A 21,398-nucleotide genomic window follows, 5' to 3' on the forward strand; every position below is an offset into this window, starting at 1 on the left:
TCTGTCAGTTGATCTGCACCGAACCGCCCTTGATGCGGTTGACGCCCGAGGAGCGGCTGGAGAGGTAGGCGCCCTTGATCAGCACCTTGCCTTCGCGGGTCAGGGTGATGCTGGCCTTGCCGCAGCGCAGGACGATCTCGCGCTCGGCGGAGAACTCCAGGCGTTCGCCGTCGATGTGGGCCACCGCCGGCGCCTGGCGGGCTTCCGGCAGACGCTGGATGCGGCCGATGACCAGCGGGCGGGACGGGTCGCCGCCGACGAACATCAGCGCCACCTGGGTGCCGATGTCTTCGCGGGCGAGCACGGTGGTGGTGGTCGCGGTGATGCCGGTTTCCGATGGGCAGCCGGGGAAGGCCACCACGGGGCTGGACGCTTCTGGGACATCGAGGAGGACGCCGATCACCACGCCGTCGAGGCGGGTGGCGGCCGGGGTGTGGGTGTGGGCTGTCATGTGCTACTCCCTGGCCGCAGGGCCTAGTTCTGCAGGATCTTCTGGCCTTTCACCACGACGTTCTTGCTGGCCTTGACGTTGATCGCACCGGAGCCGTCGATGGTGATGTTCTTGCCGCTGATGACGATGGTGCCGTCCTTCTTCATGGTGATGCTGGCGGAGCCGGTGACCAGGGTGATGGAGTCGCCGGCGTTCAGCGAGAAGTGCTTGCCCACGTCCAGGCTGTCGCTCTGGCCCACGCTGGTGCTGCGGTTCTGGCCGACGCTGCGGGACTCGTTCTTGCCGATGCTGGTGGTCTGGTTGGCACCGATGTCCACGCTCTCGTTGCTGCCCACGCTTTCGGTGCGGTTGCTGCCGATGGTGATGTTCTCGTTGCTGCCGACCTGCTCGGTGCGGTTGGCACCGATGGTGATGCGCTCGTCGGCGCCGACGCTCTCGGTGCGGTTGCTGCCGATGGTGATGTTCTCGTTGCTGCCGACCTGCTCGGTGCGGTTGGCGCCGATGGTGATGCTCTCGTTGCTGCCGACCTTCTCGGTGCGGTTGACGCCGATGGTGATGGTCTCGTTGTTGCCGACCTGCTCGGTGCGGTCGACACCGATGGTGATGGTCTCGTTGTTGTCCACCGTCTCGGTGCGGTCGTGCTTCACGTGCACCGTTTCGTCGTGGTCGATGGTCTTGGTGCGGTCGTGGCCGACCCAATGGGTCTCGTCGTTCTCGACCTCGATGTCCTGGTTCTTCTCCGCGTGGATGAAGAGCTGCTCCTCGCCCTTCTTGTCCTCCATGCGGATCTCGTTGAAGTTCGCCGGTGTGCCGCCCTTGCTGGAGCGGCTCTTGACCCCGCTCTGGGTGGCGTTGGCGGGCAGGTCGTAGGGCACGGTCTGCTCGGCGTTGTACACGCGGCCGGTGATGATCGGGCGGTCCGGATCACCTTCGAGGAAGCTGACGATCACCTCCTGGCCGATGCGCGGGATCTGGATGTGGCCCCAGTTCTTGCCGGCCCAGGCCTGGGACACGCGGATCCAGCAGGAGCTGTTCTCGTTGGACTGGTCGTGCCGGTCCCAATAGAAGTGCACCTTCACCCGGCCGTACTGGTCGGTCCAGATCTCCTCGCCCTTGGGCCCCACCACCATGGCGGTCTGCGGGCCCTGGACGATGGGCTTGATGGTGGTCGGCATCGGTCGGAATGCCTGCCCGGCGTCGATGCATTCCAGGTCGCTTTCATACTGCAGGCCGCCACCGGAGCCGGTCTCGTAGGCCTCCTGGCTGACCGCGTAGCGGGCACCAATGATCAGGTACTCGCGGTTCTGGTCGTCCCGGGGGTAGCCGGTCATCTTGAACAGGTGGCCGGCTCCAAGACCACGCGCGTTGGTGCGCAGCTGCACGCGCTCGTACTGGGTCTGGATGGCCTCGATGCGGTTGCGTGCGTACTGCTCGCCATCGCTGGTCTGCACGTATTCGCCGGGGTAGTCGTAGAGCGGATGGTCGGCGTTGCTGTGGCTGCGGCTGACGCTGGAGCGCACCTCCAGGCGTGCGCTGGGACGCTTGAAGTCGTAGTCGTTGAGGGCCAGGGAGCCGGGCTGCACTTCCTGCGCCAGGTGCCAGTCGTAGACGTGGTCACGCTCGCGCATCTGGTCTTCGAGGGGGTAGAAGGGCACCGATGCGTAGCCGGGGGCCGGGCTGTGGGCCCCATAGGCATCGGAGAGCACCAGCACATGGCGCGATTGCTCGTGGCGGAAGTAGTAGTAGATCCCCTCCTGCTCCATGAGCCGGCTGACGAACTCGAAGCTGGTCTCGCGGTACTGAACGCAGTATTCCCACTCGTGGTAGCTGCGGGTGAGGGCGTCTTCGAAGTCGGAGAAGCCGAGGTCGCGGAACACCTGTTTGATGATGTCCGGCACCGTCTTGTTCTGGAAGATGCGGCAGTCGGAGGTGCGCGACAGCAGCCACAGCCAGGGCCGCAGGGTGACGCGGTAGCCCGCGAACTGGCCGGTGCCGGAGGACTGGCTGCAGCGTGCGGCGATGCCGTGGAAGTAGCGCTTGCTACCGTCGGGCAGCTCCACCGAGAGCCCCATGGGCTTGCCCAGCAACGCGTCGAGCTTGATGGCAGGGTTTTCTGAAACCAGACTCAGTTCGTAGTCGAACAGGCGACCCAGCTGTTCGTGGCCGTCCAGCCGTTCCAGCACCAGGACGTTGGCGCCCAGGGGGCTGCTGACTTTCGCCATGCGGGTCGATTGAGTGATTTGCATCGCCTTCCTTGCCTCGTATGCCACCGCCGGGGCGTGGTTCCGCGTCAGCGGCCCGTCGCCAGGAAATCGACTTGCCCGGCGAGCCGGGAGGGCGGGAAAACCCTGGGTCGAAGTTGTAGCAGACGAGGCCGTTGCCGAGCGCTTTTTCCGATATCCGCGAATCCTTGCGTAACCCCAACCGCACGGCGGCGGGCAGGGTCGGCGAACTTTTTAGAACAGTCGCCGGAGGCTGTCCATCGGTTGCCGTCAAGGCTGCGTGGCGTGTCTCAGTTCCGGCAAGGCAGGTTTCAGGCTGCTAATCTCCGCGCCCTTCACAGAGGAGCCCAAGGAATGAATACCCCACTGGAAACCGCCATTGCCCTGGCTTGCCGTGTCCATGCCGGTCAACGGGACAAGGCCGGTCGGGCCTATGTGCTGCACCCCCTGCGATTGATGCTGCGCTTCGAGGATCCCGAGGCGCAGATGGCGGCCGTGCTGCACGACGTGGTCGAGGATGGCGACGTCAAGCTCGAGGACCTGCGCATCCTCGGCATCCCCGAGTCCGTGGTGCAGGCCGTCGACTGCCTCAGTCGACGTGAAGGCGAGACCTACGAAGCCTTCATCGAGCGCATCCGGCCCAACGTCCTGGCCCGGCGGGTCAAGCGCGAGGACATCCGCGACAACCTCGATGTCACCCGCCTGCCCGAACTGGGCGAGGCCGACCTGGCCCGCGTTGCCCGCTACCACCGCGCCCTGGTCGCTCTGGAGCGCCCCGAGTGAGTTGGCGTGACGTGGTGTTCAGTCCCCGGCACCGGTTCGCCCTGGGGGTCGAAGAAGGTGGCGACCGTTACTACCTGTCCATCCCGGTGAGCAATGGCCTGGTCGATTACGAAGAGCGCTACGCCATCACCCGCGAATCCTTCGAGCGCTACCGCCGCGACCTGGAAAGCGCGTTGCCCATGGTCCGCGCCTGCCGCGCCCGTACCCTGGATCATCTGCTGCTGGAGCCCGCGGGCACGCCTCGCGGCGAGCCGACGTGAGCGTGCTGGAGCCCCTGGATCACGCCCTGGTCCTGGTGCGCGAGCGCAAGCAGCGACTGCCGGGTTTCGCCCCCTACGCCCAGGCTGAAGCGGAGCTGGTGTACCTGCGCCGCGCAGTGCAGGACCCGACGCTGGATCGCACCCCGCTGCACCAGGGCAGCCTGGGCGCACTGGCGGTCAAGGAGTTCGAGGAGACCGATCCCGAGCTGGCCCGTGCGCTGAAGGACGCCCATTGGATCGCTGCCCAGCTGGCGCGTGGCGTGAGGGTTCAATGGCCTTGACTGACCGCTCCAGGCCAAGAAGCGAGACCAAGCGCAAGCCCTGAGCATCGCGCGGGGGGTTGTTCTTGATTGTTGGGCCCGGTTGCCGGAAGATTTTCGCCCGCCGGGCGTAGGATGATGTGCCGTGGTCAATAAGGCAGTTCCTACGCAGAGCCCATCACCTAGGGAAGGCCTTCAGTACAGTGACTCTCTACCGACTCAACGAGGCGGACCTGGACGTCCCCGATGCCTGGCAGGACCAGAGCATCAACATCTTCAAGCTGCCCGCCACCGGCAGCGCCAAGGAAGCCAGCTTCGTCATCAGCCGCGACCCCAGCCAGGGCGACATGCCCTTCGCCGACTACATCGCCCAGCAGCTCGCCAATGCGCGCCAGCAGTTGCCCGGGTTCACCCTGGTCAAGCAGTGGGACATCAACCTGAACGGTGCCCCTGCGGTGCTGCTGGACTACACCTGGCAGCGCGATGGCCGGGTGTTGATGCTTCGCCAGGTGTTCATCGAGCGCAAGCCGGCGGTGCTGATCACCACGCTGACCACCACGCCCCAGGACCTGCCGTTCCACGAGCCGGCCTGGAAGCAGGCGATGCAGACCCTAAAGCCGCTGCCTCCGGCAGTCTGACCGGGGCCGCCGACGGCCCGAGCAAGGAAGTGAAGTACCTCGATGGATGCGCAGGCAGCAGCACGGCTAGGGGATGAGATCGCCCATGGTTTCGGCCTGGCGGCCATGGTCGCCGGGGCGGTGGCGGGGGCGCTGATCGGTGCGGCGGTGATCGCCGCCACGGCCGCCACGGGTGGTGTCGCATTGGCGGTGATGGCCGGCTCCATTGCTGCCGGCGGCCTGTCCATGTTCCAGGTGGTCAAGGGACTCAGCACCATCTTCAACCTGCCGGAGCCGACCACGGGGGTGCTCATACGTGGCAGCCCCAACGTCTTCGTCAACGCCCGCAACGCGATGCGCGCTGGCGAGGACGCCGCGTCTTCCTGCAGCGGCCTGCCGTGCAACCACCCCTACTGGCCGTTCGAAGTGGTCATCGCCGAAGGCAGCGCCACGGTCTACATCAACGGCAAGCCGGCGGCCCGGCTGACCAGCAAGATGAGCTGCGGTGCGCACATCAAGACCGGCAGCGAGAACACCTTCATCGGCGGCCCGACGCAGCGCGTGGCCTTCGTGCTGGACATCGAGGGCTGGGTGCACAGCGGCCTGGAGATCCTCGGCCTGGCAGCCCTGGGCGTCGGCCTGGTGGTGGCGGCCATGGCGGGGCTCGCCGTGTTGGCGACGACCGTCGTGATCGGCGGTGCCATGTATGCCGGTATGGAGCTGCTGGGCCAACTGGGTGACCGGTTGGGGCCGGGCTACCGCGACCTGCTGCAAGGCGTGGCCGGCATGGCCTTGCTGGGCATGGGGCCGAAGATGGCCAGGCTGGGAGCGCCCAAGGCCCCCACCACCCGTACACCGGCCTACCAGCTCGGCAAGACCGAGGCGGACATCATGGGGATTCCCAAGGGATCGCGCCCGCCACCCAGCGATTACCTGGAGAAGGCGTACATCGAGCAGCACCTCAAGACCTTCAAGGACGAAGGGGGCTCGTTCCTGTTCACCGCCGACGACATCGCGAACCCCAAGTACGGTTCCTTCAACCCGAACAAGTTCGTGATGGCGGACTCCGACCTGTCGTCCGTGGTCGCCCAGTACAAGAAAACCGGCGATGTATCGGTGCTTGAGACTGCGTTGGGCTACGATCCCGGCTCGCTGGCGGGCAAGGAGATCTACATGCTCAAGGTCGAGAATCCCAAGGTGATCATGCCCACCGGCAACGAGGGCGGCGTGAACTCCCTCTGGCGGCCGGGCGGCCTGACCTATCCCGGCGGCATGCGTGAAGCGGTGCTGGACAACGTACCGATCACCCACGGCAACGACATCAACGTACTGAAATCCGCGCACGACGTGGTGAGAATCCAATGACCGATACCAACAACGTGCTGCGACTGGCACTGGCCAACGACGAGCTGGAAAAGTTCATCGTCGGTGAGCCGTTCTACTTCCTCGAAGCCAATGCCCAGAACGACGAGCCGCAGAACGTCACCCAGGCGTTCGACCAGCTGGTCGTGCCGTACTGGCGGGAAACCCACGACCTGAACTTCCCGCAGCGATTCGTCGCCGGCCTGCTCAAGGCACTGGCGAGCTACCCCGACCGTAACCGTGCGATCTACATCGTTCATGACTGGGTCTGGTACTACCGCTTCTGCCAGGCCAAACAGCAGGCCCAGCCCCAGGGTCCCTATGGCGATCTGTTCGACATCGACCTCGGCCCGGTCGCCCTGGCGCTGAAGTTGCGCCTGGAAGAGAACAAGGCCGAGCTGCAGGCGGATACCCGCTGGGCCGGTGCCGCCTGGAACAGCCCTGATGGCATGTGGACTCCCTTGCTGCGCACGGCCGTGACGGTGCGCGACAAGCTGGGCGGGCCCGACTTCGTGCCCCGCAATGCCTGACTTGCGTCGCGCGCCCCAGGCTTCCAGGGGACTCCACCACCCGAGAGAAAAAAGGGCCGTCCCTGGCCCATTAACCGGTTAGCGCAGCCTAGGCCGCGCGCTTGTTGAGCGCCTGGGCGATGTATTCCGCCTGGCGTATCGCCAGGCTGACGATGGTCAGCGTGGGGTTCTCCGCCGCGCTGGTGGTGAACAGGCTGCCATCGGAGATGAACAGGTTGGGCACCTCGTGGCTCTGGCCGTAGCCGTTGCAGACGCCGTCGGCCGCCTTCTCGCTCATGCGGCAGGTGCCCAGGTTGTGGGTGGAGGGGTAGGGCGGGACGCGGTGGGTCTTCAGCGCGCCGACTGCCTCGTAAAGGGCCTGGCCCTGGCGGTAGCCGTGCTCGCGCATGGCGATGTCGTTGGGGTGGTCGTCGTAATGCACGTTCGCCACGGGGATGCCGAAGCGGTCCTTCACCGTATCGCTGAGGGTCACGCGGTTGCTCTCCCGAGGCATGTCCTCGCCCACCAGCCACATCCCCGCCAGGTGGGTGTAGCGGTCCATCACGCGGGTAAAGCCCCGTCCCCAGGCACCCGGGTCGAAGAAGGCCGCCATGAAGGAGGGCCCGAGGGAGATCGTCTCCATCTCGTAGCCGCCGACGAAGCCCCGGTCCGGGTCGAAGCGTGATTCGTCACTGACGATGCCCGCCATGATGGTGCCGCGGTAGAAGTGCACCGGATCGGCGAATTCGGCGAAGACCGAGCCCGTGGTGTGGCGCATGTAGTGCTTGCCCACCATGCCGGAGCCATTGCCCAGCCCATGGGGAAACAGCGTGCTGCTGGAGTGCAGCAGCAGGCGTGGAGTCTCGATGGCGTTGCCGGCCACGGCGACCGCCCGCGCACGCTGCCGGTGGAGCTGCCCCTTGGCGTCGGCATAGACCACGGCGCTGGCGCGGCCACGGGCGTCGTGCTCGATCAGCACCGCCTGGGATTGCGGGCGTAGGTCCAGCCGCCCGGTCGCCTCGGCCTGGGGAATCTCGGTGTACAGCGTCGACCACTTCGCGCCCATCTTGCAGCCCTGGAAGCAGAAGCCCAGCTGCATGCATTGCGCCCGGCCGTCCCGTGCCCGGCTGTTGATCGCCATATGGCCGGTGGAGCACTGGGTGTAGCCCAGCTTGCGAGCGCCGTTGTACATCACCTGGAAGTTGTTGTTGCCCGGCAGGCCGGGCAGCCCGTGGGTGCGGGTCACCCCCATGCGCGCTTCCGCCTTCGCGTAATAGGGTTCGAGCGTTTCCAGGCTCAGCGGCCAGTCCAGCAGGTTGGCGCCGGGCAGGTTGCCGTAGGTCTGCCGGGCGCGGAACTCATGGGCCTGGAACCGCAGGCTGGCGCCGGCCCAGTGGGTGGTGGTGCCGCCAACGGTCTTGCAGATCCACGCGGGCAGGTCGGGGAAGTCCCGTGCCACCTGCCAGCTGCCGGAGGTGGTGCGCGGGTCGCTCCAGGCGAGCTGTTCGAAGGAGGGCCATTCATCGTTGATGAAGGTCGCCGGGGATTCGCGCTTGCCCGCCTCCAGCAGCACCACGGGAAGCCCCCGTCGGCACAGCTCGTTGGCCAGCGTGCCGCCGCCGGCACCGGAACCGATGATCACGATGACCGAGTCATCATTCAGGCTGAACGTCGTCATGGGAGTACCTCGTCAGGTGGCGGAGGGGCTGGCATCGGCGGGCGCAGCGGGCAACCAGCGCAGGTCGTTGAAGCCCCGCATCAGGTAGCCGCCCTTGCCGAAGGAGGCGCCCTCGTAGCCGAAGTGGCGGTAGGCCAGCTCGTTGCTGTACAGCGCCCGTGACGCCTGGGCACGTACCTGCCTGAAGAACGCCGTGTGCTGGATGGCGCGCAGGAGCGCCTCCTGCTCGGCCTCGCTGCGCGAGGACCAGTCTCCCCCTGCATCCCGGTCGAGGGCGTCGAGCCCGTCCCGCAGCAGGCCGCCCAGGGCGGGGTCCTGCCCGGCCTGCCTGTCCAGCGCCTGCACGGCGAAGGCGTAGACCGCGTCCTCCATGCCGTCGTGGGGGTAGAGGCGCTTCACCACGGCCATCAGCCTGAGCGCCAGGGCACTGTCGAGGTGGTGCAGGTCCAGGGCCCAGGTGAGTGACGGGGCGACCAGGGCGATGGGACCGGAGGTGAACAGCAGGGTGCCGAGGAGGGCACCGCTGCTGCCCTTGAGGAAGTGGCGTCGATTGAGGGGCGCGTCGAACATGCGGATCTCCTTGTTGTTGTCGTCGGATCAGCAGGGGGACGGAGCAGGGCGAGCGTTCGGGCTACTGGTAATGGCCCCCGCGCTGCAGGACTTCGATCTTGTAGCCGTCCGGGTCCTGCACGAAGAAGAAGCGGGCCAGCAGCTCGCCGTCGCGCTCGAAGGCCTTGATGGGCGCCGGCGCGTAGCCGAGGCCCTGCAGCCGCTCGAAGTGGGCCTCCAGGTCGTCCACCACGAAGGCCACATGGCCGTAGCCGCTGCCGTGGGTGTACTGCGCCTGGCCCTTGTTCCAGGTCAGTTCGATCTCGGCGCCGCTGTTGGCGTCGCGCAGGTAGACGAGGGTGAAATCCTCGAACTCCAGGCGGTGGCTTTCGGCCAGGTCGAAACCCTGCTGGTAGAACGCCAGGGAGGCGGCGAGATCACCGACCCGGATCATGGTGTGGATGAGCTTGGGCATTGCGTGCTCCGTGTTGGGAAGGGAGCGCGCAGCTTGGCCGCGAAGCGGCAGGCGGAGGTAATAGAGGACTACTACAGGTTTCTCGAACGGCTGGCTGTAGGCCGGCGCCGGAAGGCCGAAGGCGAGGCCGGGTGCGGGTTTGACGAGCAGGAAGGGCAAAGGTCGGCGTGGGCGACTTCGCGCTTGCCTACGGCTACATCGGTTTTTGCTTCGGGCCGGCGCGGCGTGTCGAGCCGGGAAAGACCGGGGCCGCCTTGCACGGCCCCGGCGGTTTTCAGCTCTTGGGTGGCGGCGGGAAGAGGGCGTTGACCTTGCCGTCGATGGCGCCCTTGTCGCCTTCGCCATTGGTGGGCACGGCGCTGGCCACGCCGGAGTTCAGGTCCAGCCGGCCGCCGGTGTCGATGGCGGTGTTGCCGGCGGTGAACAGGTTGAAGGCGGTGCCGGAGATGTTGATCACGCCGTCGGCGTTGAACTCCACCACGCTCTGCCCGCACACCAGGCGGATCTGCGCACCGGCCTCGATCAGGTAGCGGGTGCTCACGCTGTCGCTCTTCGCACCGCCCACCACCAGGGTGTCGTGGCGCTTGGCGGCGCGCAGGCGGTCCTGGCCGATGCGGGCGGTCTCGTCGTTGCCGATGCTCTTGGTGCGGTTGTGGCCCACGGAGTGGGTCTCGTCGTTCTCCACGACGATGTCCTGGTTGCGCTCGGCATGGATGTAGAGCTGCTCGGCGCCCTTCTTGTCCTCCATGCGGATCTCGTTGAAGTTCGCCGGTGTGCCGCCCTTGCTGGAGCGGCTCTTGACCCCGCTCTGGGTGGCGTTGGCGGGCAGGTCGTAGGGCACGGTCTGCTCGGCGTTGTACACGCGACCGGTGATGATCGGCCGGTCCGGATCACCTTCGAGGAAGCTGACGATCACCTCCTGGCCGATGCGCGGGATCTGAATGTGGCCCCAGTTCTTGCCGGCCCAGGCCTGGGACACGCGGATCCAGCAGGAGCTGTTCTCGTTGGACTGGTCATGCCGGTCCCAATAGAAATGCACCTTCACCCGGCCGTACTGGTCGGTCCAGATTTCTTCGCCCTTGGGGCCGACGACCATGGCTGTCTGCGGGCCCTGGACGATGGGCTTGATGGTGGTCGGCATGGGACGGAACGGCTGGCGTGCCTCGATGCACTCCAGGCTGCTGTCGAACTGCAGCGTGCCGCCGGCCGAGCCGCTTTCGTAGGCTTCCTGGCTGACCGCATAGCGGGCGCCGATGATCAGGTACTCGCGGTTCTGGTCGGCGCGGGGGTAGCCGGTCATCTTGAACAGGTGCCCCGAGGCCAGGCCACGGGCGTTGGTGCGCAGCTGCACGCGCTCGTACTGGGTCTGGATGGCCTCGATGCGGTTGCGCGCGTACTGCTCGCCGTCGCCGGTCTGCACGTATTCGCCGGGGTAGTCGTAGAGCGGGTGCTCGGCGTTGCTGTGGCTCCGGCTGATGGTGGAGCGCACCTCCAGGCGCGCGCTGGGGCGCTGGAAGTCGTAGTCGTTGAGCGCCAGGGAGCCCGGCTGCACCTCGCGGGCCATGTGCCAGTCGTAGACGTGGTCACGTTCGCGCATCTGGTCTTCGAGGGGGTAGTAGGGCACCGAGCCATAGCCGGGGGCGGTGGTGTGGGCGCCGTAGGCATCGGAGAGCACCAGCACGTGGCGCGACTGCTCGTGGCGGAAGTAGTAGTAGATGCCCTCCTGCTCCATGAGCCGGCTGACGAACTCGAAGCTGGTCTCGCGGTACTGCACGCAGTACTCCCACTCGCGGTAGCTGCGGGTGAGGGCGTCTTCGAAGTCGGAGAAGCCGAGGTCGCGGAACACCTGCTTGACGATGTCCGGCACCGTCTTGTTCTGGAAGATGCGGCAGTCGGAGGTGCGCGACAGCAGCCACAGCCAGGGGCGCAGGGTGACGTGGTAGCCGGCGAACTGGCCCGTACCGGAGGACTGGCTGCAGCGCGCGGCGATGCCGTGGAAGTGACGCTGGCTGCCGTCCGACAGCTCCACCGAGACGCCCATGGGCTTGCCCAGCAGGGCGTCGAGTTGCAGGTTGTGGTCTTCGGAGACCAGTTCCAGTTCGTAGTCGAACAGCCGGCCCAGCTCGTCGTGGCCGTCCAGTCGGTCGAGCAGCAGCACATCGCCGCCCAGCGGGCTGCTGACCTTGGCCATGCGTGCCCGTTGCGAAATCGCCATCCCACACTTCCTTAGCGCTGTACGCGTCACTGCCGGGTTCCGACGCGCCGGAACCTTTCACATTCAGGCGGCGCACCCCGTGGCGGGACGCGCCGCATCGCTTCACTCGAAGCGGTAGGTGAATTCGCCGTTCTCGGCGCTCACCTGCACCTTCTCCACCTTGCGGCCTTCCAGCATGCGGTTGAGGAACTCGCGGCTGAGGTCCGGCAGCATGCTGTTGGTGAGGATGGCGTCGATCTGGCGACCCCCGCTCTCGGTCTCGGTGCAACGGGAGACCACCAGGTCCACCACCTTGTCGTCGAACTCGAACGGCACCTTGTGGCCCGACTCGACGCGCTTCTTGACCCGGCCCAGTTGCAGGCGGGTGATGCTCTTGAGCATCTCGTCGCTCAGCGGGTAGTAAGGGATGGTCACCAGGCGGCCCAGCAGCGCCGGCGGGAAGATCTTCAGCAGCGGCTCGCGCAGCGCCTTGGCGATGCCCTCGGGTTCGGGCATCAGTTCGGGGTCGTTGCACAGGCTGGCGATCAGGTCGGTGCCGGCGTTGGTGGTGAGCAGGATCAGGGTGTTCTTGAAGTCGATCACCCGGCCTTCGCCGTCTTCCATCACGCCCTTGTCGAACACCTGGAAGAAGATCTCGTGCACGTCCGGGTGGGCTTTCTCCACCTCGTCCAGCAGCACCACGCTGTAGGGCTTGCGACGCACTGCCTCAGTCAGCACGCCGCCTTCGCCGTAGCCGATGTAGCCGGGCGGGGCACCCTTGAGGGTGGAAACGGTGTGGGCTTCCTGGAACTCGCTCATGTTGATGGTGATGACGTTCTGCTCACCGCCGTACATGGCCTCGGCCAGGGCCAGCGCGGTCTCGGTCTTGCCCACGCCGGAGGTGCCCGCGAGCATGAACACGCCGATCGGCTTGCTCGGGTTGTCGAGCCCCGCGCGGGAGGTCTGGATGCGCTTGGCGATCATCTCCAGGGCATGGTCCTGGCCGATGATGCGCTTTTTCAGGTGCCCGCCCAGGTTGAGCACGGTCTCGATCTCGTTGCGCGCCATGCGCCCGACCGGGATACCGGTCCAGTCGGCCACCACCGAGGCCACGGCCTGGTAGTCCACGGTCGGCAGGATCAGCGGGTCCTCGCCCTGCAGCGTGCTCAGGCGCGCCTGCAGGTCGGTGAGCTGGGCCCGCAGGGCGTCCAGTTCCTCGGGGGCCAGCGGCGGGGTGTCGGCGCCGCCTTCGCGGCTGGTGCCGTCCACCGGCTCGGCGGCGGCACGCAGGCGGGCGCGGGTGGCCAGCAGCTCGTCCACCAGGGCCTTCTCCTCGGCCCAGCGGGCTTCCAGTTCGCCCAGGCGAGCGCGCTCGGCCTCCAGGGCGGCCTGGGTGTCCACCTGGCGGCTGCCGATGGCCACGCCGATGGCGTGTTCGCGGCCGATGATGGCCAGCTCGGTCTCCAGCGCCTCGATGCGACGGCGGCTGTCGTCCACTTCCGCCGGCACGGCGTGCAGGCTGATGGCCACGCGGGCGCAGGCGGTGTCCAGCAGGCTCACGGATTTGTCCGGCAGCTGGCGCGCGGGGATGTAGCGGTGGGACAGCTTGACCGCCGCCTCCAGTGCCTCGTCGAGGATCTGCACCTGGTGGTGCTGCTCCATGGTCGAGGCCACGCCGCGCATCATCAGGATGGCGCGGTGCTCGGAGGGCTCGTCCACCTGCACCACCTGGAAGCGGCGGGTGAGGGCGGGGTCCTTCTCGATGTGCTTCTTGTATTCGGCCCAGGTGGTGGCCGCCACGGTGCGCAGGGTGCCGCGCGCGAGGGCCGGCTTGAGCAGGTTGGCCGCGTCACCGGTGCCGGCGGCGCCACCGGCACCGACCAGGGTGTGGGCTTCGTCGATGAACAGGATGACCGGCTTCTCGGAGCTCTGGACGTCCTCGATCACCTGGCGCAGGCGCTGTTCGAACTCGCCTTTCATGCTGGCACCGGCCTGCAGCAGGCCGACGTCCAGGGCGCGCAGCTCCACGTCCTTCAGCGAGGGCGGCACGTCGCCGGCGACGATGCGATGGGCGAAGCCCTCGACCACCGCCGTCTTGCCCACGCCGGCCTCGCCAGTGAGGATCGGGTTGTTCTGCCGGCGGCGCATGAGGATGTCCACCAGCTGGCGGATCTCGTCGTCACGGCCGACGATCGGGTCCAGCTTGCCGCTGCGGGCCTGCTCGGTGAGGTCCACGGTGAAGCGCTTCAGGGCTTCCTGCTTGCCCATGGCCGCCGGGGCCATGGCGCCGCTGGCTTCGCCCGGGGCGCCGGCGTTGAAGCCGTCGGTGGCGGTCAGGGCGTTCTCGGGGGAGGCGCCGACCACTTCGTCGAAGCGCTCGGTGAGGGTGTCCACCTTCAGCTTCTCGAACTCCCGGGAGATGGACAGCAGCGCATTGCGCAGGCTCGGGGTCTTGAGGATGCCCACCACCAGATAGCCGGTGCGCACCTGGCTCTCGCCGAACATCAGGCTGCCGTACACCCAGCCGCGCTCCACCGCTTCCTCGACGTGGGAGGACAGGTCGGTGATGGAGGTGGAGCCGCGCGGCAGGCGGTCCAGGGCCTCGGTGATGTCCTTGGCCAGGCGTGCCGGCTCGATGCTGAACTGGCGGATGATCTGGTGCAGGTCCGAGTCCTGCAGCTGCAGGATCTGGTGGAACCAGTGCACCAGCTCCACATAGGGGTTGCCCCGCAGCTTGCAGAACACCGTGGCGGCTTCGATGGCCTTGTAGGCCAGGCTGTTCAGCTTGCCGAACAGCGCGGCGCGACTGATTTCTCCCATTTTCACTCTCCTCGATCCGGGTATTGGCGCGGCGTGGCGTCGGCGTAGTGGCGTGCCAGCAGCAGGTCCTTTGCGTCCTGGCCGGGGGTGCCGAGCCAGGTGTTGAAGCCGAGTCGGTCCCCGCCGGACAGCGTCAGCGGCGGAACGTCCTCACGTTTGAGGACCAGGTTGGCGTCCCAGTCCAGTTCTTCTCCCAGGTATTCGGCCACCCAGGCGGCCAGTTCGTGGAACAGTTCGCCGCCCGGCAGGAAGCGCTGGTACTGCGACAGGTCCAGCGGGCCGATGCAGATGCGGAACTTGTGCTGGCGGTCCCACACGTGGGTGCCCAGACACAGGTCCATCCCCAGGGTGCTGGCGGCTGCGCCCAGGCGGCTGCGCTCGGGCAGCTCCAGCCACTGGCCGACGTATTCCTCGATGGCCACCGGCACGCCGAAGAACTCCGCGAGGATCGTGCGCAGGCCGTCCGGGTAGCGCGTCTGCGCCGCCAGGTGGCCGGTGTAGTAGTAGCGCGCGGCGTCGTCGATGGGCCCTTGGCCGAGCAGGCTTTCCATGCCCCGGCCGGAGAGCGCGCCCAGGCGCGGCGACCAGTAGTCCTGGTCGGGGCGGTCCATGCTCACCGTCGGCCGGGCTTCGGCCCAGGAGCGGTAGAACAGCGTCAGCAGGCGGTGCGTGAAGACATCGAGGAAGCGCTTGAAGGTGGCGTCGGCGCTGTTGCGCTGGCGCTCCCGGGCGTACTCGGTCAGGTGCAGCGGCAACGGCCCGTTGGGCCCGGTGAGGCCGAAGAAGTACTGCTCGATGCGCGGCGTGCCGTCGGGGTTGTGCTCGACGCTGGCCAGGGTCGCCGGGGCGAAGCCGCAATCGGGCTTCTGGCCCAGGCGCAACGGGTCGTCGGCCAGGCGCAGGGAATGGCCCAGGCGCGGCCGGTCGGGGTATTCGCACTCGATGCGGCGCAGCGCCTGGAAGAAGTCGTAGTTCCAGGGCGCGGCTTCCATTTCCGCGAGGGTGTCTACAGATTCGGACGACGTCCGGGCTTCGCCCGCCATCGCATCACCTCGCCCCGTTCAGTGGTCCGCAACACCGTTTCGGTGAAGCTGTTGATCGACACATAGCGTGTCAGGAAACGTTCCAGCACCGAGGCCAGCACGAACACGCCGGTGCCGCGGAAGGCGTTCTCGTCGAACTCCAGGTCGATCTCCAGGCCGCGCCCGAATACGATCGGGCCCGGCATCGGCAGGCGCCGGGTGCAGGGTTTGCTGGCGACCTTGCGCAGCCCTTCGATCTGCATCTGCAGGGCCTGGTCGTTGGATTCGCCGTACAGCCGCAGCATCTCGCGCAGGGCGGCAGCGCCCTGGCCGTCCTGGCTCAGCGACAGGTAGTTGAGCGATAGCTGGCTGATCAGCCGCCAGGCGCTGGCGTCATGGGCGCGGCTGGCCTTGGGCCGGCTCGGGCCCGCCAGGCAGCGCACGGCCTGCACCGGGGCGCTGTCTTCCAGGGTGAAGTCGCTGCGCCCGGTGCCCACCGGCATGAACAGCGGCAGGTCACGGTTGGTGCACAGCGCGCCGATGCCCAGCTGGCGCAGGTCGTGGCGGTGGGGGGCCTGCTTGGCGTCCACCAGGGAAATGAAGGTCTCGCTGCCGATGTAGGTGGAGCGCGGCCCCTTGCGACGCTGGTTGCTGGAGAGCACGCGGGGTTCGCGGCGCACCGTGTACCAGGCCTGCTCACGGCCGTAGCGCGAGGGGTCGCGCACCGCATAGAAGGGCTGGAAGGGCTGCTCCGGGCCGGCGCCGTGGCCGGTCACCTCGGTGAGGCTGTGCACTTCGAAGTCCAGCGGGCGGGTGCGGTCGACGATCACGTGGTGCTCGTTGACCCGCTCGTTCACGTGGATGCGGTCCGCCCGGCGCGGGAACAGGTTGACCGCCGGGGTGCAGAACAGGCGGAACAGGTCGGCGCCGATGCTGCCTTCCAGGGTGCTGTCCAGGCGGTTGAACAGCACGATGATCTCCAGCTCCTGGCCGGCGCAGCGCTTCACGGGACGGCGCAGGTTGGCCAGGTCGACGAACAGGAAGCGGTTGGGCAGGGCGAAGTATTCCTGCAGCAGGCGGTAGCCCTGGAAGGCGCGGGGCACCACCGGCAGCACCGCGTCCTCGTCGTCGAAGCCGCGCGAGCGCAGGCTGTCCGGCGGCAGGCGCTCCACCCACTCGCCGCCGGGGGCCTGGGCGAACACCGCGCAGGCGTTGGCCATCAGCTGCTCGTAGAGGCGGAAGGGCTGCTCGTCGGCGCCGTGGAGGAAGAAGGTCAGGTCTTCCAGCGACAGGCTGTTGAACGGCAGGCCCGCCCCGGTACGTAGGCGCAGGCGCAGGCCGGCCTTGGCGGTGGGCTCGCTGGCAGCCAGGCGGCCGAGGGCGGCGGCGGGGTTGCCGAAGTATTCGGCCTTGGTCACTTCCAGCGGCCACAGGTTGACCGGCTGGGCGGTGCGGTATTCGCAGGCGGTCTGCGCGTCGGCGCCCAGGCTGGCCCGCAGCGAAGCGTTGCGCGGCACCACGAAGCCGCTGGCCAGCGACCCTTCGTTGGGATCGGCCTGCAGCTGCACCACGGTCATCGACGGGGTCGGCGCCAGGTAGTGCGGGTAGGCGATCTCCAGCAGGTTGTGGGTGAAGGTCGGGTACTCGGCATCGAGCTTGAGCTGCACGCGGGCGGTGAGGTAGGCGAAACCCTCCAGCAGGCGCTCGACGTAGGGGTCGGCGCAGTCGATGCCGGAGAGCGTCAGGCGCCCGGCGATCTTCGGGTACTCGCTGGCGAACTCGGCGGCACTCTCGCGGATGTGCTGCAGCTCCTGGTTGTAGTACTCCAGCAGGCGCGGGTTCATTTGCGCCTCCTGACCTGTTCGGCGGGCACCACGCGGACGTGGCCGGTCTCCAGGTCGAGGTCGGTGGTGAGCAGCATGCGCAAGGGCACGGGCTCGGCCCACAGGTCGCCCTCGATCTCGAAGGACAAAGCGTTGTGGTTCATCTGGTCGGCTGCCAGCTGGGCGCGTACGCGCAGGGTGGAGCGGATGATGCGCGGCTCGTAGCCGGCGATGGTCTCGGTGAGCAGGGCCTCGATGGCCTGCACGTCGACGCTGGAGGCGGTGTGCCCGGCCAGCGGCGGCAACCCGTAGTTGACCACCGAGCTGCCGGCCTGGATCTCGCCGGAGGTGTCGCTGTCGAGCGGCGCAATGGTGTTGAACAGCCAGGCCAGGTCACGCAGGACCGAGGCCTTGAGCTGGGTGAGGGAGAGCACGCGCTTGTCGGCGCTCTCCTTCGGGTTGCCCGGATCGTCGTCGGTGAGGCGATCGAGCAGGGACGGTTGCAGGCGTTCCTGCAGCGTCAGGTCGGCCATGTTCAGGCGCTCGGCTGCTCGAAGGCGAGGGTGCGCACCTCGAACAGGGCGACGTCGCCTTCATCGGTGACGAACAGGCGCTGGCCCAGGGGCAGGCCGCTGTCCAGCCAGTCGGTCTTGCGCGCCAGGCGGATGGCGCCGTCGGCGTCGTCCTGGCTGCCCGGGTAGCGGCTGGGGATCAGGCCCACGGTGGTGCCGCCGTTGACCAGGGTGATCTCCACCGGCAGCCACACCAGGTCGCGCAGGTCGGTGGGGGCTTCGATGGCCAGGTGCTGGATGTTGTGCATCGGCAGCCACACGTAGCGGCCGTTGACGATCAGCTCCAGCACCGGGCCCAGGCGCGGGTCGGCGTCGGCCAGCCACTGGAAGGGCTGCTCGTTGACCTGCCCGGCCACCGCCGGTGCGGCGTCGAAGGCAGCATCACGCAGGGCCTGGGCGGCTTCGGGCTGGCCGTCGGCGTCGTGCTTGAGGGCCTGGATCAGCGGGGCCACCCAGTCAGCGGGCTCGCCCAGTACCACCGGGGTGAGGCGGCCGGCGAACACTTCGGCACGCAGGGCCTCGCATTCCAGGGCGGTGCGGTAGGTCTGCACCATGGCCAGGGCGCCGGCATCCAGCTCGCCGGCCACCTTCAGCTGGTTGTTGGCGCGGCTCCACTGGCCGAGCACGGCCAGCAGCTGGAACAGGAAGACGCGCAGCTCGGCATTGGCCGGCTGGGTGCGGACCTGGTCCTGGAGGGCCTTGAGGGCGTCGTCGACGCGGCCGGCGCGCAAGAGTTCTTCAGCGTTCATGGTCGTCCTGTCTGCAGCGTGGCTGCATTGAATGGGGCTCTTGGGGAATCCGGGTCACCAGTCGAAAGGTCCGGTGAACAGTTTCTGGTCCCATGGCCCGCGCGGGCAGCTGGCGTTGGTCATGGGGGCCGAGGCCTGCAGCGTGCCCTGGCGCAGGCGCACGGCCTGCAGGCGGGTCACGCAGCCCTGGCCGGGGGGCGCCTCCGGCTGGCTGTGCTGCACCAGCAGGATGGGCACCGCGCCCTGGTGTTCGATGCGCGGCGCGCCCTCGGCGTTGCGGTGGAATTCGCAGGGCGAGGGCAGGGCCAGTTCAAGGCGGCCGGCGGGGTGCACCAGGGTGCAGCGGCCGGCCTGGTCTTCGAGGTGCAGGGCCTGTTCGCCCAGCATGGCCTGCTCGGGCGCGGCCGGTCCGGGCGGGGTGGCGGCGCAGGCGTTCAGGCTGGGGAGCAGGGCACAGGCGAGGAGCAGGGTGGGGCGGGTCATGCCAGCTCCCAGAACCAGACCTGGGCGGCGCGATTGGCCGGGTCGTCGTAGGTCTTGGTCAGGCCACGGTTCCACAGGTCGATGTGGTCGCCGGTGGCGCGGGTCTCGCCGCTGCGGGTGAAGCAGTCCTTGAAGAAGATGATGCCGGTGCGCTCGTTGAGCGTGCGCTTGGCGGCGGCACCGTCAGTGAAGATCTGCGGACGTCCCAGGTGGTTTCGCCACAGCCAGTTGGCCAGCGACTCGGCTCCACGGGCGTGGCCGTGTGCGCACTTGGGTTCCGGGTAGGTGTTGCGGTCGATGGTGATGGACCGTTCGGCGTTGAGCGTGAGGCTCATGCGGATCGCGCACTGGTTGTCCCAGCCGCCGTCGCACGGGTGCTGCTCGGTGGGGTAGTTGTTCCAGAGGTTGATGAACGCAGGCTTTGCCATGGGGGTTCGCCTCGCCGGGAGGAGGGTGGAGCAACAACGGTCCCGGCAGGGCCGGGACCGGGACCGTTGGCGAAGACATCAGATCTTCACGTTCTCGCGGATGTTCCAGCCGTACTTGACCGGGCCGCCGTCCTTCGCGCCATCCGCTTTCTGCGGCTGGTAGTCCACCTGGACCTGGGCGAAGTTGAGGCTGATGTTCTCGGTCAGACGGTCTTCACCGCCGCTGCCACCGGTGCTCACGGAGGAAATCAGGACTTCCTTCATGGTGATGATCACGTACTCCACCGGGTTCTCGCCGCCGGCCTTGCGGATGGTCAGCTTGGCTTCCGGGAAGTGCTTGCCGTTGGAGCAAGCCATCATCAGGTTGGGGCTGGACTTGTCGATGTACTTGGTCAGGGACAGGTCCTGGACGCTCACCTTGCCGGCGCCGCCACCACCACCCTGGTGCATGTTGCCGGACTGGGACATGCCCCAGCTCCAGGCCAGTACGTCGATTTCCTTGGCGTGCACCTTGTCGGCGGACTCACCCTCGATGTCCCCGATCTTGATGAACATATCAACAGCCATCTATTCCTCCTTCGTGGCTTTCGCCACCTTGTCAGACGCGCCCGCCACCTGGCAGGCGCTTAAAGTGACGCGCCTCAGGCCCCCTTGGCCGAAGGCAGTTTGGATACCAGGCGCAGCGACACGGTCAGCCCTTCGAGCTGGTAGTGCGGGCGCAGGTAGAACTTGGAGCTGTAGTAGCCCGGGTTGCCTTCCACTTCCTCGACCACCACCTCGGCGGCGGCCAGCGGGTGCTGGGCTTTGGTGGTTTCGGTGGAGTGCGCCGGGTCACCGTCGACGTAGTTCAGGATCCAGTCCTGCAGCCAGCGCTGCATGTCGTCCTTCTCCTTGAACGAGCCGATCTTGTCGCGAACGATGCACTTCAGGTAATGCGCGAAGCGGCAGGTGGCGAACAGGTACGGCAGGCGCGCGGCCAGGTTGGCGTTGGCGGTGGCGTCCGGGTCGTCGTACTCGGCCGGCTTCTGCAGCGACTGGGCGCCGATGAAGGCCGCCAGGTCGGTGTTCTTCTTGTGCAGCAGGGGCATGAAGCCGTTTTTCGCCAGCTCGGCCTCACGGCGGTCGGAGATGGCGATCTCGGTCGGGCACTTCATGTCCACGCCACCGTCGTCGGTGGGGAAGGTGTGCGCCGGCAGGTTCGGCACTTCGCCACCGGACTCCACGCCACGGATGCGCGAGCACCAGCCGTAGAGCTTGAACGAGCGGTTGATGTTCACCGCCATGGCGTAGGCCGAGTTGGCCCAGGTGTACTTGCTGCTGTCGGCGCCGGCGGTGTCTTCCTCGAAGGCGAACGCCTCCACCGGGTCGGTCTTGGCACCGTAGGGCAGGCGGGCCAGGAAGCGCGGCATGGTCAGGCCGATGTAGCGCGCATCCTCGGACTCGCGCAGCGAGCGCCAGCCGGCGTATTCCGGGGTGGTGAAGATCTTGGTCAGGTCGCGCGGGTTGGACAGCTCCTGCCAGGAACCCATGCCCATCACGGTGGGGGAGGCGGCGGAAATGAACGGCGCGTGCATGGCCGCGGAGACCTTGGCGATCTCGCCCAGCAGCTCCACGTCCGGCGGGGACTGGTCGAAGTAGTAGTCGCCCACCAGGCAGCCGTAGGGCTCGCCGCCGAACTGGCCGTATTCCTCTTCGTAGAGCTTCTTGAAGATCGGGCTCTGGTCCCAGGCGGTGCCCTTGAACTTCTTCAGGGTCTTGTGCAGCTCGCCCTTGGAGATGTTCAGCACGCGAATCTTCAGCTGCTCGTCGGTCTCGGTGTTGTTCACCAGGTAGTGCAGGCCGCGCCAGGCGCTTTCCAGCTGCTGGAAATCGGCGTGGTGCATGATCAGGTTGACCTGATCGGTGAGCTTGGCGTCGATCGCGGCAATGATCGATTCGATCGACTTGATCGCGTCATTGGAGATCAGGTTGGTCTGCTGCAGCGCATGCTCGGCCAGGGTGCGCACGGCGGTTTCCACCGCCTCGCGGGCCCGGTCGGTCTTGGGCTTGAATTCCTGCAGCAGCAGCGAGGCGAACTCGCTGGTCTGCTCGGTGGTCTGGCCGGCCTGGGGCGCGGCGTCGGTCATCAACTCGGCCATCTG

21 protein-coding genes are annotated in these 21,398 nt (G+C 67.4%); 6 read left to right on the plus strand and 15 right to left on the minus strand.

Features of this window, described 5'->3' with window-relative positions:
• Positions 1–4: 4 nt before the first annotated feature.
• Positions 5–451 (minus strand): DUF6484 domain-containing protein, encoded by a 447-nt coding sequence (locus RTK35_RS10485; protein WP_316907950.1) that lies wholly within the window; start codon positions 449–451, stop codon positions 5–7.
• 23 nt (positions 452–474) lie between these two features.
• The gene (locus RTK35_RS10490) at positions 475–2,697 is read right to left on the minus strand and encodes a type VI secretion system Vgr family protein (protein WP_142008836.1); all 2,223 of its coding nucleotides are present in this window, start codon (positions 2,695–2,697) and stop codon (positions 475–477) included.
• Between the two features lie 330 nt (positions 2,698–3,027).
• Between RTK35_RS10490 and RTK35_RS10495 the strand changes: the two genes are divergently transcribed.
• The 6 genes from RTK35_RS10495 to RTK35_RS10520 all read left to right on the plus strand — a co-directional run bounded on the left by RTK35_RS10495 (position 3,028) and on the right by RTK35_RS10520 (position 6,485).
• On the plus strand, positions 3,028–3,456 hold the full coding sequence (locus RTK35_RS10495; protein ID WP_142008838.1) for a GTP pyrophosphokinase: 429 nt from the start codon (positions 3,028–3,030) through the stop codon (positions 3,454–3,456).
• Complete coding sequence (locus RTK35_RS10500; protein ID WP_044407568.1) at positions 3,453–3,716, plus strand: hypothetical protein; 264 nt, start codon at positions 3,453–3,455, stop codon at positions 3,714–3,716. The genes RTK35_RS10495 and RTK35_RS10500 overlap by 4 nt, the downstream gene beginning before the upstream one ends.
• Complete coding sequence (locus tag RTK35_RS10505; RefSeq protein WP_316907951.1) at positions 3,713–3,997, plus strand: immunity protein Tsi6 family protein; 285 nt, start codon at positions 3,713–3,715, stop codon at positions 3,995–3,997. The genes RTK35_RS10500 and RTK35_RS10505 overlap by 4 nt, the downstream gene beginning before the upstream one ends.
• Before the next feature lie 182 nt (positions 3,998–4,179).
• Positions 4,180–4,614: a DcrB-related protein gene (locus RTK35_RS10510; RefSeq protein ID WP_142008846.1), complete on the plus strand. Its 435-nt coding sequence runs from the start codon at positions 4,180–4,182 to the stop codon at positions 4,612–4,614.
• 42 nt (positions 4,615–4,656) lie between these two features.
• Positions 4,657–5,958, plus strand: coding sequence for a PAAR domain-containing protein (locus RTK35_RS10515; protein WP_316907952.1), 1,302 nt, complete (start codon positions 4,657–4,659; stop codon positions 5,956–5,958).
• Positions 5,955–6,485 carry a hypothetical protein gene (locus RTK35_RS10520; protein ID WP_316907953.1) on the plus strand — a complete coding sequence of 177 codons (531 nt, stop codon included), beginning with the start codon at positions 5,955–5,957 and terminating at the stop codon, positions 6,483–6,485. Before RTK35_RS10515 ends, RTK35_RS10520 begins: the two co-directional genes overlap by 4 nt.
• Positions 6,486–6,573: 88 nt before the next feature.
• Here the strand turns inward: RTK35_RS10520 and RTK35_RS10525 are convergent, their stop codons facing one another.
• The 13 genes from RTK35_RS10525 to tssC all read right to left on the minus strand — a co-directional run bounded on the left by RTK35_RS10525 (position 6,574) and on the right by tssC (position 21,395).
• Positions 6,574–8,142 carry a GMC family oxidoreductase gene (locus RTK35_RS10525; RefSeq protein ID WP_316907954.1) on the minus strand — a complete coding sequence of 523 codons (1,569 nt, stop codon included), beginning with the start codon at positions 8,140–8,142 and terminating at the stop codon, positions 6,574–6,576.
• Positions 8,143–8,154: 12 nt separating this feature from the next.
• Complete coding sequence (locus RTK35_RS10530; RefSeq protein ID WP_142008849.1) at positions 8,155–8,712, minus strand: gluconate 2-dehydrogenase subunit 3 family protein; 558 nt, start codon at positions 8,710–8,712, stop codon at positions 8,155–8,157.
• A gap of 61 nt (positions 8,713–8,773) precedes the next feature.
• Entirely contained in the window at positions 8,774–9,166 is a 393-nt protein-coding gene (locus RTK35_RS10535; RefSeq protein ID WP_107329440.1) for a VOC family protein, read from the minus strand.
• A 274-nt stretch (positions 9,167–9,440) separates the two neighbouring features.
• Complete coding sequence (locus RTK35_RS10540; protein ID WP_107329441.1) at positions 9,441–11,381, minus strand: type VI secretion system tip protein VgrG; 1,941 nt, start codon at positions 11,379–11,381, stop codon at positions 9,441–9,443.
• A 102-nt stretch (positions 11,382–11,483) separates the two neighbouring features.
• On the minus strand, positions 11,484–14,180 hold the full coding sequence (gene tssH, locus RTK35_RS10545; RefSeq protein WP_044407541.1) for a type VI secretion system ATPase TssH: 2,697 nt from the start codon (positions 14,178–14,180) through the stop codon (positions 11,484–11,486).
• Between the two features lie 2 nt (positions 14,181–14,182).
• Positions 14,183–15,223 (minus strand): type VI secretion system baseplate subunit TssG, encoded by a 1,041-nt coding sequence (gene tssG / locus RTK35_RS10550; RefSeq protein ID WP_074971471.1) that lies wholly within the window; start codon positions 15,221–15,223, stop codon positions 14,183–14,185.
• The gene (tssF, locus tag RTK35_RS10555) at positions 15,187–17,046 is read right to left on the minus strand and encodes a type VI secretion system baseplate subunit TssF (RefSeq protein WP_044407535.1); all 1,860 of its coding nucleotides are present in this window, start codon (positions 17,044–17,046) and stop codon (positions 15,187–15,189) included. Before tssF ends, tssG begins: the two co-directional genes overlap by 37 nt.
• Complete coding sequence (tssE, locus tag RTK35_RS10560) at positions 17,043–17,558, minus strand: type VI secretion system baseplate subunit TssE (RefSeq protein ID WP_074971469.1); 516 nt, start codon at positions 17,556–17,558, stop codon at positions 17,043–17,045. The genes tssF and tssE overlap by 4 nt, the downstream gene beginning before the upstream one ends.
• Before the next feature lie 2 nt (positions 17,559–17,560).
• Complete coding sequence (locus tag RTK35_RS10565) at positions 17,561–18,346, minus strand: type VI secretion system accessory protein TagJ (protein ID WP_074971468.1); 786 nt, start codon at positions 18,344–18,346, stop codon at positions 17,561–17,563.
• 54 nt (positions 18,347–18,400) lie between these two features.
• A complete protein-coding gene (locus RTK35_RS10570; protein WP_316907955.1) occupies positions 18,401–18,829 on the minus strand; it encodes a hypothetical protein in 429 nt (142 codons plus the stop codon).
• The gene (locus RTK35_RS10575) at positions 18,826–19,257 is read right to left on the minus strand and encodes a type VI secretion system amidase effector protein Tae4 (RefSeq protein ID WP_044407525.1); all 432 of its coding nucleotides are present in this window, start codon (positions 19,255–19,257) and stop codon (positions 18,826–18,828) included. The genes RTK35_RS10570 and RTK35_RS10575 overlap by 4 nt, the downstream gene beginning before the upstream one ends.
• 78 nt (positions 19,258–19,335) lie before the next feature.
• Positions 19,336–19,824, minus strand: a complete 489-nt coding sequence (locus RTK35_RS10580) for an Hcp family type VI secretion system effector (RefSeq protein WP_044407523.1) — start codon at positions 19,822–19,824, stop codon at positions 19,336–19,338.
• Positions 19,825–19,898: 74 nt separating this feature from the next.
• Positions 19,899–21,395 (minus strand): type VI secretion system contractile sheath large subunit, encoded by a 1,497-nt coding sequence (tssC, locus tag RTK35_RS10585; RefSeq protein ID WP_044407522.1) that lies wholly within the window; start codon positions 21,393–21,395, stop codon positions 19,899–19,901.
• Positions 21,396–21,398: the final 3 nt, after the last annotated feature.

It is taken from the genome of Pseudomonas sp. zfem003, assembly GCF_032621675.1.
GTDB classification, from domain to species: Bacteria; Pseudomonadota; Gammaproteobacteria; order Pseudomonadales; family Pseudomonadaceae; genus Metapseudomonas; species Metapseudomonas otitidis.

What these genes read in the sequence shown, in the direction of transcription:
- RTK35_RS10565 (WP_074971468.1), bottom strand. Translation starts at nt 18,346, where the DNA reads ATGAACGCTGAAGAACTCTTGCGCGCCGGCCGCGTCGACGACGCCCTC.
- RTK35_RS10520 (WP_316907953.1), top strand. Translation starts at nt 5,955, where the DNA reads ATGACCGATACCAACAACGTGCTGCGACTGGCACTGGCCAACGACGAG.
- RTK35_RS10575 (WP_044407525.1), bottom strand. Translation starts at nt 19,257, where the DNA reads ATGGCAAAGCCTGCGTTCATCAACCTCTGGAACAACTACCCCACCGAG.
- RTK35_RS10530 (WP_142008849.1), bottom strand. Translation starts at nt 8,712, where the DNA reads ATGTTCGACGCGCCCCTCAATCGACGCCACTTCCTCAAGGGCAGCAGC.
- tssE (WP_074971469.1), bottom strand. Translation starts at nt 17,558, where the DNA reads ATGGCCGACCTGACGCTGCAGGAACGCCTGCAACCGTCCCTGCTCGAT.
- RTK35_RS10535 (WP_107329440.1), bottom strand. Translation starts at nt 9,166, where the DNA reads ATGCCCAAGCTCATCCACACCATGATCCGGGTCGGTGATCTCGCCGCC.
- tssG (WP_074971471.1), bottom strand. Translation starts at nt 15,223, where the DNA reads ATGGCGGGCGAAGCCCGGACGTCGTCCGAATCTGTAGACACCCTCGCG.
- RTK35_RS10525 (WP_316907954.1), bottom strand. Translation starts at nt 8,142, where the DNA reads ATGACGACGTTCAGCCTGAATGATGACTCGGTCATCGTGATCATCGGT.
- RTK35_RS10485 (WP_316907950.1), bottom strand. Translation starts at nt 451, where the DNA reads ATGACAGCCCACACCCACACCCCGGCCGCCACCCGCCTCGACGGCGTG.
- tssC (WP_044407522.1), bottom strand. Translation starts at nt 21,395, where the DNA reads ATGGCCGAGTTGATGACCGACGCCGCGCCCCAGGCCGGCCAGACCACC.
- RTK35_RS10515 (WP_316907952.1), top strand. Translation starts at nt 4,657, where the DNA reads ATGGATGCGCAGGCAGCAGCACGGCTAGGGGATGAGATCGCCCATGGT.
- tssF (WP_044407535.1), bottom strand. Translation starts at nt 17,046, where the DNA reads ATGAACCCGCGCCTGCTGGAGTACTACAACCAGGAGCTGCAGCACATC.
- tssH (WP_044407541.1), bottom strand. Translation starts at nt 14,180, where the DNA reads ATGGGAGAAATCAGTCGCGCCGCGCTGTTCGGCAAGCTGAACAGCCTG.
- RTK35_RS10580 (WP_044407523.1), bottom strand. Translation starts at nt 19,824, where the DNA reads ATGGCTGTTGATATGTTCATCAAGATCGGGGACATCGAGGGTGAGTCC.
- RTK35_RS10495 (WP_142008838.1), top strand. Translation starts at nt 3,028, where the DNA reads ATGAATACCCCACTGGAAACCGCCATTGCCCTGGCTTGCCGTGTCCAT.
- RTK35_RS10540 (WP_107329441.1), bottom strand. Translation starts at nt 11,381, where the DNA reads ATGGCGATTTCGCAACGGGCACGCATGGCCAAGGTCAGCAGCCCGCTG.
- RTK35_RS10490 (WP_142008836.1), bottom strand. Translation starts at nt 2,697, where the DNA reads ATGCAAATCACTCAATCGACCCGCATGGCGAAAGTCAGCAGCCCCCTG.
- RTK35_RS10570 (WP_316907955.1), bottom strand. Translation starts at nt 18,829, where the DNA reads ATGACCCGCCCCACCCTGCTCCTCGCCTGTGCCCTGCTCCCCAGCCTG.